General features: G+C 63.8%; 8 protein-coding genes. All 8 read left to right on the top strand.

Annotated elements, in window-relative coordinates; all coding sequences use genetic code 11:
* The 8 genes from CLV89_RS02405 (at position 1) to CLV89_RS02370 (ending at position 18,787) form a co-directional block, all read left to right on the top strand.
* Positions 1-1,467, top strand: coding sequence for a hypothetical protein (locus tag CLV89_RS02405; protein ID WP_106162020.1), 1,467 nt, complete (start codon positions 1-3; stop codon positions 1,465-1,467).
* Positions 1,468-1,666: 199 nt separating this feature from the next.
* A complete protein-coding gene (locus tag CLV89_RS02400) occupies positions 1,667-8,116 on the top strand; it encodes a type I polyketide synthase (RefSeq protein WP_106162019.1) in 6,450 nt (2,149 codons plus the stop codon).
* Positions 8,117-8,118: 2 nt separating this feature from the next.
* Positions 8,119-9,150, top strand: a complete 1,032-nt coding sequence (locus CLV89_RS02395; protein WP_106162018.1) for a glycosyltransferase family 2 protein — start codon at positions 8,119-8,121, stop codon at positions 9,148-9,150.
* Entirely contained in the window at positions 9,147-13,727 is a 4,581-nt protein-coding gene (locus CLV89_RS02390) for a MupA/Atu3671 family FMN-dependent luciferase-like monooxygenase (protein WP_106162017.1), read from the top strand. Before CLV89_RS02395 ends, CLV89_RS02390 begins: the two co-directional genes overlap by 4 nt.
* Positions 13,724-14,434 (top strand): 4'-phosphopantetheinyl transferase family protein, encoded by a 711-nt coding sequence (locus CLV89_RS02385; protein WP_106162016.1) that lies wholly within the window; start codon positions 13,724-13,726, stop codon positions 14,432-14,434. The genes CLV89_RS02390 and CLV89_RS02385 overlap by 4 nt, the downstream gene beginning before the upstream one ends.
* Positions 14,431-15,408 (top strand): hypothetical protein, encoded by a 978-nt coding sequence (locus CLV89_RS02380; RefSeq protein ID WP_106162015.1) that lies wholly within the window; start codon positions 14,431-14,433, stop codon positions 15,406-15,408. Before CLV89_RS02385 ends, CLV89_RS02380 begins: the two co-directional genes overlap by 4 nt.
* Entirely contained in the window at positions 15,405-17,942 is a 2,538-nt protein-coding gene (locus tag CLV89_RS02375; RefSeq protein WP_106162014.1) for a hypothetical protein, read from the top strand. The genes CLV89_RS02380 and CLV89_RS02375 overlap by 4 nt, the downstream gene beginning before the upstream one ends.
* Entirely contained in the window at positions 17,939-18,787 is an 849-nt protein-coding gene (locus tag CLV89_RS02370) for a glycosyltransferase family 2 protein (protein ID WP_106162013.1), read from the top strand. Before CLV89_RS02375 ends, CLV89_RS02370 begins: the two co-directional genes overlap by 4 nt.
* Positions 18,788-18,793: the final 6 nt, after the last annotated feature.

The following is an 18,793-nucleotide window of genomic DNA, read 5'->3' as shown; positions in this document are numbered from 1 at the left end:
GTGCCTAACGCGATTGCGACGATGATGTTGCTGGTGTGGCCAGTCGCGGCGTTGGTGTTCTTTCAGCGCCTGCCCCTGCACCGTGCCATCCTGCTATGCCTGATCGGCGGATACCTTTTACTGCCGCCGGTTGCAGCCTTCGACCTGCCTCTTGTTCCCGACCTGGACAAATTCTCGATCAGCTCGCTCATGGCGCTGGCGGGCTGTGTGTTTGTCGCAAAGCAGCCAGTACCGATGATGCCGCGATCCTGGGTACTTCGTGTCTTAACCGCGGTCTTTGTCCTCTCCGCCGTTCCGACGGTACTGACCAACTCCGACCGTATTGTATTTGAGGCGGTGCCGCACTCAGCTCCGATCGTGTTCTTTCATTCGGAGCTGCCAGGCCTTCGCCTGCGGGATCTCGCATCTGTCATCAGTAGCCAGATCATCGTGCTGATCCCCTTCTTCATCGCGCGTCGATATCTTTCCACCCCTGAGGCGCATCGCGAAATTTTGTTGGCATTCGTCATTGCCGGCCTCATTTACACCGTTCCGTCGCTGATCGAAATCAGGTTCAGCCCGCAGATGAACGTCTGGATCTACGGCTTTTTCCAGCATGACTTTGCTCAGATGGTGCGTCAGGGCGGGTATCGCCCCATCGTCTTCCTGCCCCATGCGCTTTGGCTTGCGTTGTTCATGTTCAGCGCAATGGTGGCGGCAGTAGCGCTGGCCCGCACGGCCACCAACCCCAACAAAGTGCGGTTTACTTTCGCAGCGGTCTACCTGTTCGGCATGTTGATCCTGTGCAAGAGCATGGCATCACTTGCTTATGGTCTGGCCTTTACCCCCGTTATCGCACTGGCGTCTCATCGGTTCCAGGTCCGGCTGGCGCTGATCATCGCCTTGATCGGCTGCATTTACCCGATGTTGCGAAACGCTCATGTGATCCCGCTTGATACAATCCTGGCGCAGGTAGAAGCGATCAGCCCCGAACGGGCGCAATCTTTGGGGTACAGGTTCGACAATGAAGAAATTCTACTAGAACGCGCAGCCGAAAAGCCCATGTTCGGTTGGGGCGGATGGGGCAGAAACCTGATCCGAGATGGCGAAACCGGTCGTATCCTGTCGATCCCCGATGGTCACTGGATCATTGCCTTTGGCAGCTTCGGCTGGGTCGGCTATCTCGCCGAAATGGGCCTGCTGACCGGTGCGCTCGCATTGCTCTACCTAGCGCTGCGCAAGATGCCAGAGCGGGAAATTTCGCCAACCGTGTCCTGCATCGCGCTCATTCTGGGCGCGACCCTGATGGACATGTTGCTGAATGATACGTTGGTGCCAGTGACCTGGATGTGCGCTGGCGCCCTCTTGGGCTATGCGGAGCGCCAGCTTTACCCCGGTCTCTTCGCCCCCAGAAAGGCGCTCTTTGACGGCCGCCAAGAGATAGACACACCGCCACGGCAAGAACGACTGAGGCCGGTGATGGACTAGGGTCGTCAGGGGCGCGCGGCGAAGGATCTCAATTTGGCCATATTCAAACCCCGACGCTGCCAAAGATGTTGCGCAATACTCGCCACAGAGTGCGACGTGTATAATACGATCCACATGGGATACACCGTCAGGACGTGGGGAGCGTTCGTCCGGCCGGTACGAAAGAATGGGTTAGGCATAAGGCCGAACTTGGGGAACGATGGACAATATGACGAAGTTTGATCCGGAACAGCGGGACCGTTACAGCGCTGATGATATCGCCGTGGTCGGCATGTCCGTCACCCTGCCCGGTGCCGACAGCATCCGTGCCTTCTGGACCAATCTACGCGACGGCATCGAATCCATCGAGATCCAGGATGAGGACAGCCTGTTGGCCGCGGGCGAACGGGCCGAGGTGCTGCGCGATCCAAACTACGTGCCCTCTGCGGCTCCGCTACAGGGGTTTGACACGTTCGACGCGGAGTTCTTCGGCTTCTCCCCCAAGGAAGCCTCCATCCTCGATCCCCAACACCGCAAGTTCCTCGAGGTCGCTTGGGGTGCGATGGAGGATGCCGGTCATACGCCCGAAAGCCTGAAGGGTCAGGTCGGTGTCTACGCGGGCTGCGGCATGGGCAGCTATTTCTATTTCAACATCTGCTCCAACCCGGACCTGGTGGATGATGTCGGCATGTTCCTGTTGCGTCACACCGGCAACGACAAGGATTTCCTGACCACCCGTGTCAGCCATGTGTTCGACCTCAAGGGGCCGTCGGTGAACGTGCAGACCGCCTGCTCCACCTCTCTGGTGGCGATCCACTATGCCGCCGAGGCGCTGCGCCAGGGAGAATGCGACATGGCACTGGCCGGCGGCGTGACCATCGAGCTGCCACAGGGGCGCGGCTACCTCTACAAGGAGAACGAGATCCTGTCGCCCGACGGCCATTGCCACGCCTTCGACCATCGCGCACAGGGCACCGTGTTCGGCTCCGGCGCCGGGGCCGTGGCGCTGCGCCGCCTTGGCGATGCGCTGGCGGATGGCGATCACATCTGGGCGGTCATCAAAGGCTCCGCGATCAATAATGATGGCGCGGCCAAGGCTGGTTATCTTGCGCCTTCGGTGGATGGACAATCGGCAGCGGTGCGCAAGGCGCTGACCGCGGCGCGGATCAACCCGGAGACCATCGACTATGTGGAATGCCACGGCACCGGCACCTATATCGGCGATCCGATCGAGGTAGCCGCGCTGACAGAGGCCTACCGCGATGGCACTGACGCCACCGGTTATTGTCGCATCGGCTCGGTCAAGACCAACATAGGTCACCTCGATACAGCAGCCGGGGTGGCAGGTTTTGTCAAAACCGCCCTATCGCTGGACAGCAAATCCCTGCCACCGTCGCTGGGGTATGAGAAGCCGAACCCGACCATAGATTTCGCAACTTCGCCCTTCAGGGTGAACGACCAACTGTCCCCTTGGGTCTCGCACAAGGGACCGCGCCGGGCCGCGATTAACGCCCTTGGGGTCGGCGGCACCAACGCCCATGTCATTCTGGAAGAGGCCCCCCTACGCGCGGCCTCCGAGGAGAGCGACTTCCCGTTCCAGGTGCTGTGCCTCTCCGGTCAGTCCAAATCGGCGCTGGAGGCGAACACGCAGAATCTCGTGGCCTATCTGCGCGCCAACCCGGAGGTGGAGCTGGCCGATGTGGCCTATACGCTGAAGGAAGGCCGCCGCGGTTTTGCCAAGCGGCGCGTGGTGGTAGCCGAGACCGCGACCGAGGCCGCCGACCTGCTGGAGGCTGCAAACCCGCGTCAGGTCTTCACCCACGACCACCTTGGGCCGAACCCGGAGGTGGTCTTCATGTTCCCCGGTGGCGGCGCGCAATATGCCGGCATGGCGCGCGATCTCTACGAAACCGAGCCGGTCTTTGCCGACTGGATGGATCAGGGGCTTGACCATCTGGAAAAGAGCCTCGATTTCGACCTGCGCGCGCTATGGCTACCGGAACCGGGCGAAGAGGCTACCGCCGATGCCGCGCTGCTGAAACCATCGGTGCAACTGCCGCTGATCATGATCGTGGAATACGCGCTGGCGCAGCTCTGGATGAGCTGGGGCGTCAAGCCTGCGGCCATGGTCGGCCATTCGATGGGCGAAAACACTGCCGCCTGCCTTGCCGGTGTGATGCGCTTTGAGGAGTGCATAGATCTGGTGCAGCTGCGCGGACGGCTGTTCGACACGGTGAACCCTGGCGGCATGCTGTCGATCTCGCTGCCGCTGACCGAGGTCGAAGCGTTGGTCGGCACCGATCTGGACATCGCCAGCGTCAATGCGCCAGAGCTGACCGCGGTATCCGGCCCCAATGACCGCCTCGACGCGCTGGCCGAAACCCTGCGCGCGCGCGATGTGGAATTCCAACGCATTCCCATCGACATCGCCGCCCATAGCCGCATGCTGGAGCCGATCCTCGCGGCCTATGGCGACTTCCTGCGCCGTCTGGACCTGCAGGCGCCAAACCTGCCGGTGATGTCCAACCGCACCGGCCTGCCGCTGACCGCAGAGCAGGCCACTAGCGCCGATTACTGGGTCGCCCAGCTGCGCAACACCGTGCGCTTTGCCGATTGCATCGACACGCTCGCCGCCACGAAGAACCGCGTCTATCTGGAGGTCGGTCCGGGCAAGGCCCTGAGCGCATTGGCACAAATGGCACCGCAGGTTGCCGCGGGTCAGGTTCTCAGCTCGCTGCGCCACCCGGATCAACAGGTGGCGGATGATGCCTATTTCTTTGGCGTGATCGGTCGGCTCTGGGCCTGTGGCGTGGAAGCCGACTGGCCGCAGGTCTGGGGCGATGCCCGCCGCAACCGCCTCAGCCTGCCCACCTATGCTTTCCAGCGTAGTCGCTATTTCATCGAACCGGGCAAATCGGTGCAAGCGCCCGAGATCGCCCTGCCCACGCGCCATGATGACCTGCGCGATTGGGGATATCGCCCAGTCTGGCGGCCGCGCTTGGCTGACTGCGCGCTGGATGTGACGCGCGAGCTGGGCCTTGCGCCGCAGACCTGGCTGATCTTCGAGGACACCACCGGACAGGCCGCCGCCTGCGCCGAGGCGCTCAGTGCCGCCGGTCACCGAGTGGCGCGCGTCCGTGCTGGTGACACCTACGCGCAATTGGCACCCGACCTCTATCAGCTGGCCCCCGAAGAGGGGCGGTTTGGCACCGAGGCCCTACTGACAGATCTGGCGGAGGCCGATCTGCTGCCACAGCGGATAGCGCATTTCTGGCTGGTGACCGATGCCGAGGACTTCCGTCCCGGCTCCTCCTTCTTTGATCGCAATATAGAGATGGGGCTGATGTCGCTAACCGCCCTCGGTCAGGCCCTGGCGCAGGCGGAACTACCGCATCCCGTGCATCTCAGCGTTTTGACCACCGGCGCTGTGCAGCTGCGCGACGAGCCCCTGCCCAATCCGGAAAAGGCGATGATTTCCGGTCCCGCCGGGGTGATCCCACGCGAGGTGCCGGACGTGACCGTCGCCACCTGCGACATCGAACTGCCAGCAGCCCCGAAAGGGATTGCGGCGCTCTTGTCCGGAGCCAAGCCCGAGGTGCTCACCCCGCGCTTGCTCGAAGAACTGCTGGCAGAGCCAAGCAACCACTCCGCCGCATGGCGTGGCGCGAAACGCATGGAACTGGACTACCGCCCGGTGCCGCTCGCCACGCCGCAGGCCGAGGATGTGCCGCTGCGCAATGGCGGCCACTACCTGATCACCGGCGGCTACGGTGGCATCGGGCTGACTGTCGCCAAACATCTCATGCACAATTACGATGCCCGCATCACGCTGCTATCGCGCGAGGCCCTGCCGCCCCGCGCCGAATGGGACAGCTACCTGCGCCGTCACAGCCCCACCGAGCGGATCGCCAGCCGCATCCGCGCGGTGCAGGACCTTGAGGCAACGGGACGTGGCGAGGTTCTAGTCCTCGCCGGTGATGTCTGCAACCTGCAGGACATGCGCGCGGCTGCCGAGGCCGCCTGCGCCGCCTTTGGTCCCGTCACCGGCCTGTTCCACGGCGCCGGCCGCATCGCCGATGCGCCCCTGCTCGCCAAGACCGACAGCCAGATCTCGGACGTGCTGGCCCCCAAGGTCAGTGGCCTGCGGGTGCTGGATCAGGTGTTCCCCGATGGCACGCTGGAGGTGATGGCGCTGTTCTCCTCCTCCTCCACCGTAACGCGTCCTGCGGGCCAGGTGGACTACATCGCCGCCAATGAATACCTCAACGCCTGGGCCAAGTCGCGCCGAGGCGGGCAGACCCGCGTGGTCGCCATCGACTGGGGCATCTGGGCCGATACCGGCATGGCGGCAGAGGCAATGGCCGCCCGGCGCGACAGCGCTGCCCCGTCGGAGCCGCTGCCCTGCGCCGCCGCGCTCTGGCAGACGCAGGGGTTTGATCGCAGCGGCGCGCCGGTGTTCCGCAGCAGCTTTGACGCGCGCCGCGACTGGCTGCTGAACGATCACCGCACCCATGATGGCACCGCGCTGATCCCCGGCACCGGCAATATCGAACTGATCGCCGAGGGGCTGGACCAGCTTGGCACCACCGCCCCGTTCGAGATCCGCGACCTCTACTTCCTGCAGCCTTTCGTGGTCGACAATGACAGCCCGCGCGAGGCGGTGATGCATTTGACGCCCAGCACCGACGGCTATGAGGTTCAGATCCACGGCGCCACAGACGATGGCTTTGCCCGCACCGCCCAGGCGCAGGTGGTGACGCTGGAGCCGTCGCATGTCAGCGGGCTGGTGCCCCTCGACGCGATTTCTGCGCGCTGCACGCCTCAGGAGGCGCCTCGGGATGGCACCCGGCTGCGCTCTCCGCAGGAGGCCAACCTGCGCTTTGGTCCGCGCTGGCATGTCTTGCAGTCGATGGCTCTGGGTCGGGACGAGGGGCTGGCGCGGCTGGAGATGCCCGAAATCGCCACCGGGGATGGCACGCTGTTGCATCCCGGGCTGCTGGATCTGGCTACTGGCTGGGCCATCGAGCTGGCGCCGGGCTATGAGCCAAGCACACTCTGGGTGCCGGTGTCCTATGGCGCCATCCGGGTGCTGGCCCCGCTGACGCAAGAAATCTTCAGCCATGTGCGTCTGGCAGATGGCAAAGGGGATCGCAGTTCTGTCCTGTTCGACATCACCCTGTGCGACACAGACGGCAACGTGCTGGTGGAGATCACACATTTCCGCATGCAGCAGCTGAGCGGCGGCTTCAACCTTTTGCCCGTCCGCACCGACACCACAGCCACCGCACTCGGCCTGACTGCGGAGCCGCAGACGCAGCCCCTGTCGCCGGACGAGCGCCGCCTGCTGGCCAATCTCGACAACGGCATCCGTGCCGAAGAAGGTGGCCCCGCCTTGGAGCGTGCGCTCGCCAGTGGCCTGTCGCAGGTGGTGGTCTCCTCGCTCGATCTCGTGGCTTTGCGTCAGCAGGCAGCGGTAAGCGGCCTGACCGCGCCCGAAGCAGACGGGCAGAGTTTTGACCGTCCCGACCTCGACACAGACTATATCGCGCCGCGCACCCCCACCGAAGAGGCGCTTGCCGCACAGTTCGCCAACCTGCTGGGACTGGCGCAAGTGGGAGTCGAGGACAGCTTCTTCGACCTCGGCGGCCATTCCCTGATCGCGGTGCGGTTGTTTGCCCAGATCAAGCGCAGTTTCGGCGTCGAATTCCCGATGTCGGTGCTGTTCGATGCCCCCACCGTGGCCGCACTTGCGGTCCGGATCGAGGCGGAAACCGGCCCTGCTGCGGAACAGCCCACCAACGCGGCAGAGACGGACTCCCCGCAAAGCTTCACGCATCTTGTGCGTCTCGCACCGGGCAAGGATCCACAGGCCGCGCCGATGTTCATTGTTGCAGGCATGTTCGGCAACGTGCTGAACCTGCGGCATCTGGCGCAGATCCTCGGCGAGGACCGCCCCGTCTACGGCCTGCAGGCGCGTGGTCTGATCGGCAGTGACGAGCCGCATGAGCGCATTGAAGACGCCGCCCGTGCCTACATCGCGGAGATGAGGCAGGTACAGCCCGAAGGCCCTTATCTGGTCGGCGGCTTCTCCGGTGGCGGCATCACCGCCTATGAGATCGCGCAACAGCTCAAGACCTCGGGCGAAGCGGTGGACGCGCTGGTTCTGCTGGATACGCCGTTGCCCGTGCGCCCTGCCCTCAAGCCGCTGGACAAGGCGCTGATCAAGTTTGCCGAACTCCGCGCAAAAGGACCCGGCTTCCTAGGCGAATGGCTGCGCAACCGCATCGCCTGGGAGATCCGCAAACGTCAGGACCGCCCGGCCGAGACCGGCGCGGCGGCGGGCTTCAACAATCGCAAGATCGAGCTGGCTTTCCTTCGCGCTGTTGCCGCTTATGAGGTGCAGCCCTGGACCGGGCCGGTGACGCTTTATCGTCCGGTGCTCGACCGTCATTGGCAGGTCTCGGGGCGCCAATGGGTCAGCCGCGAGCGCGAATATGTCTACCCCGACAATGACTGGACCCGCCACGCCCCGGCGATTGAGGTCCATGAGGTGCCCGGCGATCACGACGGCATGGTGCTTGCGCCAAATGTCAGCGTGCTGGGCAAGGCAATCCGCGATCAGCTTGCAAAGACGGCCCGCCAGCCAGACACAGCAAAGGCGGCAGAATAGAGATGCGCACACAGACCGTCCTGACCATCATCCTGAATTTCCGCACCCCGGCGATGACCCTGCGCTCCGCCGCTGCCGCGCTGGCGGAGATGGAGGATCTGCCGGGCGAGGTGCTGATCATCGACAATGGTTCCGGTGATGGATCTTTCGAGGCGCTGCAGGCCGGGGCGGAAACCCGGGGCTGGCTGGACAGCGGCCGGTTGAGGATCGAGGCCTCGCCGGTCAATGGCGGGTTTGGCGCCGGCATGAACATCGGCTTTCAGGCACGGCTGACGGATGGGTCGGTGCCGGATTTCTACTACCTTCTGAACTCCGACGCCTTTCCCGAAACCGATTGCATTCGCACCCTGCGGGACTTCTTGCAGGATCACCCCGGTGCCGGACTGGCCGGATCCTATGTGCATGGCGAAGACGACACGCCCCATTGCACCCTGTTCCGCTTTCCCACCATCGCCAGCGAATTCGAGGGCGCGGCCCGCACCGGCGTGATCTCGCGCCTGTTGCAGCATGCTATCGTGCCGCTGGAGATCCCGGACCAGCCGCGTCAGGTGGATTGGACCGCCGGCGCAAGCCTGATGATCCGCCGCGAGGTGATCGAGGCTGTCGGTGGCTTTGACGAAACGTTCTTTCTCTATTTCGAAGAGACCGAGCTGTGCCATCGTGCCGCCCGCGCGGGATGGCGCACCCACTACGTGCCGCAAAGCACCGTGGCGCATGTGGGATCTGCCTCCACCGGCATGAAGACCTGGCCCCGTACACCAGGATTCTGGCTCGACTCGCGCCTGCATTATTTCACCCAGACCCGTGGCGCCGTCTATGCGATGGGGGCAACGCTGGCCCGCCTTCTCGGGGGGAGCGTCTATGGGCTGCGCCGCCTGACCTCTGGCAAGCCGCGCGCCGATGCGCCGCATTTCTACGGCGACCTCCTGCGTCATCATCTGACGCGGATGCTGCGGCCCCTGCCAGGCCCACGCCCGGCCAAACCCTTTGATACCGACCCCGTTCACGCCCCGTTGCTGGAGGATCACAAGTGAAGCCATTTTCCACCGTCGTCATTGGCAATGAATCCCTTTTGATCGGCTGCTGCGAGGCGCTTCTGTCGCGCGGGCACGACATCCGTGGCGTCCTGAGTGACAATACTGACATCCGGGATTGGGCGTCCTCGCACGGTCTCAACTGCTATGATTCCGCCACGGATATCGAGGGCCCCTTCGACTGGCTCCTGTCGATCGCCAACCTGCGGCTGTTGTCAGATGCGGTGATCGCCAAGGCCACGAAAGGCGCGGTCAATTTCCACGATGGCCCACTGCCGGAACGGGCCGGTCTCAATACCCCAAACTGGGCTATCCTCGACGGCGCGACCGAACATGGCATCACCTGGCATCTGATCGAAGGCGGTGTCGACGAAGGGGACATCCTTGCCCAGCGCCGGTTTGCGGTGGCGGAGGACGAGACTGCCTTCAGCCTGAATTCCAAATGTTATGGCGCCGCACTCGACAGTTTTGCCGAAGTGCTGGACCAGCTGGAAAGCGGCGACCTGCGCCGCCAGCCACAGGATCTGAGCCAACGGCGGTATCACGCCCGTGCGGATCGCCCCAAGGCCGCCGGCTTCCTGCAATGCGACCGCCCGGTGGCACAATTGCTGCGCGTGGTGCGCGGGCTGGACATGGGCGGCTACTGGAACCCGCTGACCGCGGCCAAGGTCCGATGCGGGGATCGCGTCGTGCTTGTTGGTCAGGCTCAAACAAGTGCAGGCGAAGGCACGCCCGGTCAGGTTCTGGCGGTATCGGACACTGACATCACTCTGGCCTGTGCGGATGGTGCCATCTGTCTGTCGCAGCTGACATCACCGGCAGGCGCGCCTCTGCGTGCCACCGATCTGGTACAAAAGGGTGACAGGCTGCCGCTGCTTTCTCCGGCAGAGATCGAAACGCTCGAACAGGATCTTCTTGCAACCCAGAAACCGGAAGCCTTCTGGCGTCGTGCCTTGGCAGACATGCAGCCGCTTCCCCTGCCCCTTGGCGCGGCAGACGCCGCCGAAGAGGTCTCGGCAGAGGTTGAACTGCGCGCAAGCTGCACTCCGGAGGCGCTGGCGGCTTCAACTCAAGCATGGCTCCTGCGCAGCACCGGAGAGGCGTCTGGCTCTATCGCGCTGGGCCTGCCCAACCTGGAGTCTGCTGCGCGTCCTGGGCTGATTGCCGATTGGGTACCGATGACGGCGCATCTGGACGAGGGTTTCGCCGCGGTTCAATCGCGCATGGCGACGGTGATCGACCGCGCTGAGCGTCAGGGCGGTTTTGCCGAGGACATCATGGCCCGCGCGCCGGAAATCGCAACACAAGCGCCGCCCACCGTGGTGCTTTGTCTGGGCACGCAGACGCCGCCCGCAGAGGCCAAACTGGCACTGATCCAGTCCGGTGACAGCCTGCGCCTACAGTCCCAAAACCTGTCACAGCAGGCAATCTCGCGGCTTGCGGCGCGTCTTGAATACCTGCTCAACAACCTCGAAAACCAGTCAGATGCGCCGCTGTCCGCACTCCCTCTGCTGCCCGACGCCGAACGCAAACAAATGCTGGAGGAGTGGAACGCCACCGAGGCCGCCCCCTCAAGCGAGCAGACAATTCACGCCGCCTTCGAGGCGCAAGTCGCCCGCACACCGGATGCAATTGCCTTGGTCTTTGAGGACCAGCAGCTGACCTACGCAGAGCTGAACCAGCGCGCCACCGCCTTGGCCCGGCATCTGCAGGCACAGGGCGTCGCCCCCGGCTGCCATATCGGTGTCTATCTGCGCCGCTCGATGGACCTAGTGATTGCCACCCTCGGGATTCTGAAGGCAGGCGCTGCCTATGTGCCGTTGGACCCGGCTTACCCGGCGGATCGCATCGCGCATTACATCACCGACAGTCAGGCTTCGGTGGTTGTCACCCTCTCGGACCTTGCGCCGGATCTACCCGACAGCGCCGCCCTGCCCCTGCCTCTGGACACGCTCGACCTCTCGGGCGGGACGAGCGATATCACGAACAGCGCCACGGCAGAGGATCTGGCCTATCTGATCTACACCTCCGGCTCCACCGGCCTGCCCAAGGGCGTGATGGTGCGCCATCGCAACGTTGCGAACTTCTTCACCGCGATGGATGCGCGCATTCCTCACAAGGAAGGCGACGCCTGGCTCGCGGTCACCAGCCTGTCCTTCGACATCTCGGTGCTGGAGCTGTTCTGGACCCTGGCACGCGGCTTCAAACTGGTACTGTCGAGCGACGAAAGCCGCCTGCAGCTTTCGAACGGCCCCATCACGCTCAGCGACCGCAAGATGGACTTCAACCTCTACTACTGGGGCAATGACGACGGCGCGGGCGAGAAGAAATACGAACTGCTGCTTGAGGGCGCGAAATTCGCCGATGCGCATGGGTTCAACGCGGTCTGGACACCGGAGCGGCATTTCCATGCCTTCGGCGGCCCCTATCCAAACCCGTCGGTAACCGGCGCTGCCGTGGCGGCGGTCACCCGCAACATCGGGGTGCGTGCCGGGTCCTGCGTGGCCCCCCTGCATCACCCCGCCCGCATCGCCGAGGAATGGGCGGTGATCGACAACCTCACTGGTGGCCGCGCAGGCATCGGCTTTGCCTCCGGCTGGCAACCGGATGATTTCATCCTGCGGCCCGAGAACACGCCACCCGCCAATAAGCCCGCCCTGTTCGAGGCACTGGAAACCGTCCGCAAGCTGTGGCGCGGCGAGGAGGTCTCCTTTCCGCGGCAGGACGGTGGCACCCACAGCGTGATCACCCAGCCGCGCCCTGTCTCCGATGAACTGGCCGTCTGGGTCACGACGGCTGGCAATCCGGACACCTGGCGCGAAGCGGGCCGCGTCGGTGCCAATGTGCTGACCCACCTGCTGGGCCAGAGCATCGACGAGGTCGGCGACAAGATCGCGCTCTATCATCAGGCGCTGCGCGAGGCCGGTCATGACCCGTCGGATTTCACCGTCACGCTGATGCTGCACACCTATCTCGCCGAGACGCGCGAGGCCGCCCGCGAGGTGGCGCGCGAACCGATGAAGGATTATCTGCGCTCGGCTGCCGGGCTGATCAAGCAATACGCCTGGGCCTTCCCCGCGTTCAAGAAACCCAAAGGTGTCGACAATCCCTTCGAGATGGATCTGGGCAGTCTCAGCCCCGAAGAGTTGGAGGCGATCCTCGACTTTGCCTTTGACCGCTATTTTGAGGAATCCGGCCTGTTTGGCACTGTCGAGGACGCGGTGGCGCGGGTGGAGGATCTCAAGCGCATCGGCGTTAGCGAGGTCGCCTGCCTGATCGATTACGGCATCGCGCCCAATGTGGTGCTGGAAGGGCTGAAGCCGCTGGCTGAGGTCCTGCGCCGCGCCAACCGCGTACAGGCCCTCGCGGCGGATGACATATCATTGGCCGCGCAAATCCTGCGCCACGGGGTCACACATATGCAGTGCACGCCTTCAATGGCCCGCATGATCGCCAGCGACCCGGATGCCGCCCCGGTGCTTGGCCGCCTGCGACATATGCTGGTCGGTGGCGAGGCCCTGCCCGGCGATCTGGTCGCCGCCCTGCGCAGCCAGACCCGCGCCACGCTGCACAACATGTATGGCCCGACCGAGACCACGATCTGGTCCACCGTAGAAACCCTGGAGGCCACTCCAGCGGGAGTGGCCTCCATTGGCACCCCGGTCGCCAATACCTCCGTCTATGTGTTGGATGCCGCAGATCAGCCCGTCCCCGTCGGTGCCGCGGGCGAGCTGTGCATCGGCGGCGCAGGCGTCACCGCCGGCTATTGGCAACGCGCTGATCTCACGGCGGAGCGGTTCCCGGCTGATCCCTTCCGCCCGGGCGCGCAGATGTATCGCACCGGCGATCTGGTGCGGTGGAACGCCGCCGGCAAGCTGGAGTTCCTGGGACGCACCGACCATCAGGTCAAGATCCGTGGCCAGCGGATCGAGCTGGGCGAGATCGAGGCGGCATTGACCGCACTCGAAGGCGTCACCGGCGCCGTGGTGATCCCGCGCAGGATTGGCGCGGACGAGCGGCTCGTGGGCTATATCACCGCCACGACGCCCGTGTCGGAACAAACCGCCAAGGCGCAGCTGTCCCGACAGCTCTCCGAGGTCATGGTGCCCGCGCATATCGTGACGCTGGATACCTTCCCGCTGACCCCGAACAAGAAGATCGACCGCAAGGCCCTGCCCGACCCGCAGCCTGCGCGGGGCGTCTCGCCCACCGCGGCAGCTACCACAATGCCCCGATCCACCACCGAAATGCAGATCGCCGAGATCTGGCAACAGCTCCTCGGGGTGCCGGGCGTGCAGCAGGGCGACAACTTCTTTGCCCTTGGCGGACATTCGCTGCTGGCAGTGCAGGCCCATCGTGACATCCGCAGCGCACTCAAGGTCGACCGCCTGTCGATCACCGATATCTTCCGCTTCCCGACGCTGGACGGGTTGGCTGGCCATATCGAGCAGCTTGCAAACGGTGGCACATCCTCGCAGGCTGAACGGGCAGAGCCGTCAACGCCTCCCGCCGAGCGGGCAGAGACAATGTCCAAACGACGCGCCATGCGGGCCAATCGCAGGGGGCGGACCGGATGAACCCTGAGGCATCCGCCCTCCCTGACCTGACAGATGTCCGGTTGCAGCTGCTGCGTCCGCTGCTGTCCGATCAGGTCGCCATTGCCGCACAAGATCCGCTCGGCACACCTCCTGAGCCGTTTCCAGAAGAGACTGCTGGCCTGTCGCAGAACGCAGTGGACAAGCGCCGCCGCGAGTTTGCTGCCGGTCGCGCCGCCGCACATCAGGCGATGCGCGCGTTGAACCGAACACCGGTGCCCATCCGCATCGGCCCGAAACGCGCGCCCATTTGGCCCGACGACCTCAGCGGCACCATTACCCATTGTCGCAGCTGCGCTCTGGCGGCAGTGGCCCGACGCGCCACGCACCCCGGCATCGGCATAGACGTGGAAGAGGACACACCGCTATCGCAGGATCTGTGGCCAAGCATTGCCAGCCGCGCAGAACGCGATTGGATAACCGCGCATGCCGACCCGGGACAAGCTGGCAAGCTTTTGTTCTCCGCCAAGGAAGCCGCATACAAGGCGCAATACGCACTCTCGACGTGTTACTTCGGCTTTGATGGGTTGGAGCTGCACTTCAACCTGGCAGAACAGTCTTTCACCGCAAGATTTACCGCCCCCCAACCACCTTTTCGTGTCGGAGACCATCTTCAGGGTCGATTTGCCATCGGGAGCGGGGTAATCATCACTGCGGTCGAGATCCTGAACAACGAGCCCTGCACATGATCCGTCGCCTGCTGAACCTGCCCCGACGTGGCCTTATCGCGCTCGGCGCGTTGGTACCGATTGGCGCTGTTGGCGTCTGGTTATTGGGGCCAGGCCAGAGCCCCCTGAACGACGTGCCTGCGCTTGCTCCGCCCGATGGGGCCATGCGGGTCTACCATCTGGGGCATTCGCTGGTGGGTGCGGATATGCCTGTCATGCTGGCACAGCTCTCCGGCGTTTATCATCGCTTTAACGTCCAACGTGGCTCCGGCACGTCCCTCAGGGCGCATTGGGAAGACAGCGAACCAATTCTCGACTTTGACATGGTCAATGCCCCGCCGGTTTGGCGCGACCCAAAAGACGCGTTGCAAGCGGGTGATTATGATGCGGTCATCTTCACTGAGATGGTCGAACTGCGCGATGCGCTGAAGTATTTTGATGCTGCCGAATACCTGCACCGCTGGGCCCAGCTTGCGCGGCGCGGCAATCCGGACACACGGCTTTATATCTACGAAACCTGGCATCGGTTGGACGACCCGGACGGGTGGCTGACGCGGATCGACAATGACCTGCAAGACCTCTGGCTGGGTCGTCTGTTGGCCAAGGATCGCAAATCCGCGCCCCCGCGCCCCTTGTACCTGATCCCTGGCGGGCAGGCGCTCGCTGCCGTCACACGTGCGGCCGAGGCGGGAGAGATCCCCGGTCTAGACAGCCGGGACGATCTGTTTGACCGGTTGCCGGACGGCGCCCTGGACCAGATCCACCTCAGCCCGCTTGGCGCATACGTCGTGGCGCTTACACATTATGCGGTGCTCTACCACCAGTCACCCGAAGGGGTGCCGCACGAGGTCACACTGGCAGACGGCAGCTCCTTCACCGCGCTGGACGCGGAGGGCGCGCGACAGCTGCAAGCCATTGTCTGGGGCGTGGTCACCCGCCTGCCCCGGACCGGGGTTCAGGCCGCATCCTCTTTCGCCATATCGGAGACACAATGAGCACTGCGGACCTTATCAGCGCTGTCGTCATGATCGGACACTCCCTGATCGGTCCGGAAAACCCGCGCATGGTGCAACAGCTTCTGGCGACTGGTCAGAACAACCAGCCCGTTGTCGAATATCAGGTCATCAATGGTGCGCCGCTGCGCTACAACTGGGAACACGCTGATAAGGCGCAAGGCATCAACGCCCGCACCCGTCTGGCCGAGCGCCCGGCTGATGTTGTCATCGTCACAGAAGCTGTCCCACTGGCAAACCATCTGCGCTGGAGCGACCCCAAGGGCGCGGTGGAAAATTTCTACACGCTTGCCGCGTCCACCAACCCAAACGTCACTCTATATGTTCAAGAGGGCTGGCATAGCCTGCTGAGCGGCACCGGCGAAGACGTCCCCTTCGACGATGGCGGCGAGGTTGCGTGGCGTGACCGGCTCGACAACGATCTGCAGCACTGGCAGTCAATCGTTGACAAGGTGAAGGCAACGACCGGTGGTGATATCCGCCTGCTGCCGACCGGACAGGCGCTGGGGCGCCTGGATGATGCGATCAAGGCCGGAACCGTTCCCGGTCTGCGCAACATCCGCGATATCTTTTCGGACGACATCCATCCGGATGACATCGGGTTTTACTATCTCGCGCTTGTGCAATACGCGGTTCTGACGGGCAGCTCCCCCGAAGGATTGCCGCGCGTGTTGAAAACCGAATGGGACACCCCCTACTCCACGCCCTCGCCCGAGCTTGCCCAGCGCCTGCAGGAAATTGCGGCCCGTGCCGCCACTGGCTCCTCGGAGCGTACAAGCCTGCCGCCAGATCCCCTCGATTTACCCGCAGACCCGCCCATTGCGGCCCTCAATGCCGATGTATCCTTTGCACCGAAACCGGATCTGCAACCTGAGGTGCGTCGGCAACCTGTCGCGATGAACCTCGCCGCCGTGCGGGACTGGAGCCCTCAGGCACCGTTTATCGATCACTTCAAGACCGCGCGCGCCTGGATCGGACATCTACCGGGCCGCTGGGGGGGCGTTACCGACGAAGAGTTGAGAGCTGCCGGATATCTGGACCCGGACGGCTGGCCGCTGGCCATTCCACCGGAACTGGGCTCAATCGGAACCGTGCTATTGAACGACCTGCCGGAGACCGCAACCAGCCTTGCGGGACGCTACGTCTTGCAGTTTGACGGACAGGGTATTGTCGAGGCCGGAGGCCGGGCCACCAACGTGCGCTATGGCAAGAACGAAGTTTCCTTTGATTTCACCCCTGGCCAGGGCGCGGTAGATATCCGTATCCAACGCAGTGATCGCGATGAAACCGGCGATTATGTGCGAAATATCACGGTGGTGCGTGAATCCGACCTGCAGGCATTCGAACGCGGGGCGCTGTTCAATCCGGATTGGCTGGACAGGATCGAAGGCTTTGCCTCCCTGCGCTTCATGGATTGGATGGAAACCAACAACTCGAAACAGGTCGGCTGGGAGGATCGCCCGCGCTTTGCCGACTACACCTGGACACCAAACGGTGTGCCTGCCGAAGTGCTGGTGACATTGGCAAACCGGATCGGTGCCGACCCGTGGTTCACCCTGCCCCACATGGCGGACGACACCTATGTGCGCAATTTCGCCACGCTGGTTCGCGACGGGCTCGACGAGGATCTGAAAGCCTATGTCGAGTACTCGAACGAGGTCTGGAACTGGCAGTTCCAACAGGCGCATTGGGCCGACAAACAAGCGCGCGCGACCTGGGGAAGCGATGGGCTTTGGTTGCAATACTACGGGGGCCGCGCGGCAGAGGTTGCCGGGATCTGGACTGACGTCTTCTCCGAAGGGCAGGAACAGGTGGATCTGTCCAACCGGCTGGTTCGGGTCATTTCATCTCAGACAGGCTGGCTCGGACTTGAGGAGCAAGTCCTGACCGCGCCTCTCTGGACGGCAGCGGATGGCACGCGACAACCGCCCTATCGCAGTTTTGATGCCTATGCGATCACCGGCTACTTCGGGGCGTCCCTCGGCACGCAGGAGCGCGCCCCCATGGTCCGTGCCTGGATTGCCGATAGTCTGGAGCGTGCCCGCAGCGCAGCCGCCGAGAAAGGTCTGCGCGGTGCCGCAGCAGAGGCTTATGTGGCCGAGCACCGATATGACGTCGCGGTCGCGCAAGCTGCGGTGGAGCTGCAAGACGGGCTGAATGCAGGCGATCCAGAAGGGACACTGAACGATCTTCTGACCCGTGTTTTACCTTATCATGCGGAGGTTGCTCAAAAGCACAGTCTTGATCTGATCATGTACGAGGGCGGCAGCCATGTCGTCGGCCACGGGCCGTTGGTCGATGACGACGCGTTGACCGGCTTTTTCACCCATTTGAACTATACGGCTGAGATGGCGGACCTCTACCGGCAGCTGCTGAATGCCTGGCCAGACCTAGGCGGCCGGTTGTTTGGCGCCTATTCGGATGTGTCGGTGGCTGGTCGGTGGGGCAGCTGGGGTGCCTTGCGCACGCTTTCGGACGACAATCCGCGTTGGGACATGCTGGAGGCCACCCGGTGACATCCCCGCAGAACCGCATCGTTTCGGTGCTGATTCCTGCACATAACGAGGCGGCCTATATTGCCGATTGTCTCGCCGCGCTCTATGCCTCTTCCGCCATGCCGCCAAACCATCAGGTCGAGGTTCTGGTCCTGGCCAATGGCTGCACGGACCAGACTGCTGAAATCGCCCGTAGCATGGTGCCTCCACGGGGGTTGAGCCTGTTGGTGCTGGAACGCGCCGAAGGCGGCAAGCTCGCCGCGCTGACCGAAGGGGATGCGAAAGCGCGTGGCCAGGTGCGCGTATATCTCGACGCAGACGTGCAGGTTGAGCCGGGGATGCTGGCGCAGATCGCGATGGCACTTGCCAGCGATGCCCCCCGCTATGCCAGTGGCAGCCCCTGTGTGAAACGCGCCAAAAGTCCGATAACCCGCGCCTATGCAGCCGTCTGGACGCAATTGCCCTTTGTAACGACCGGCGCGCCCGGCTTCGGTCTCTTTGCGATGACATCGGCGGGGCGGGCGCGTTGGGAAAGCTGGCCTGACATTATCTCCGACGATACATTTGCCCGGCTGAATTTCACCCCGGACGAACGCATTCGGCTGCCCGGACGATATCATTGGCCCATGGTCGAGGGCTTTCGCAACCTTGTCCGCGTGCGCCGCCGACAGGATCACGGGGTTGCGGAAATCGCGCAGCGCTTCCCCGAGCTGTTGCCAAACGATGACCCGCGTCCGCTGTCCAAGGCACAGCTCCTTGGGATCATCTTACGCCACCCAATCGGTTTCATCGTCTATGCCGCGGTATCTCTCGCCGTCAGAACCCGCCTGTTTGCAACCAAGGACGCTTGGGCACGGGGACGCTGACACCGC

Origin of the sequence: Tritonibacter scottomollicae (assembly GCF_003003215.1) — a bacterium.
Classification (GTDB): domain Bacteria; phylum Pseudomonadota; class Alphaproteobacteria; order Rhodobacterales; family Rhodobacteraceae; genus Epibacterium; species Epibacterium scottomollicae.
The sequence above is the reverse complement of the archived record's forward strand: the minus strand, read 5'-3'. Positions and strand labels throughout refer to the sequence as shown.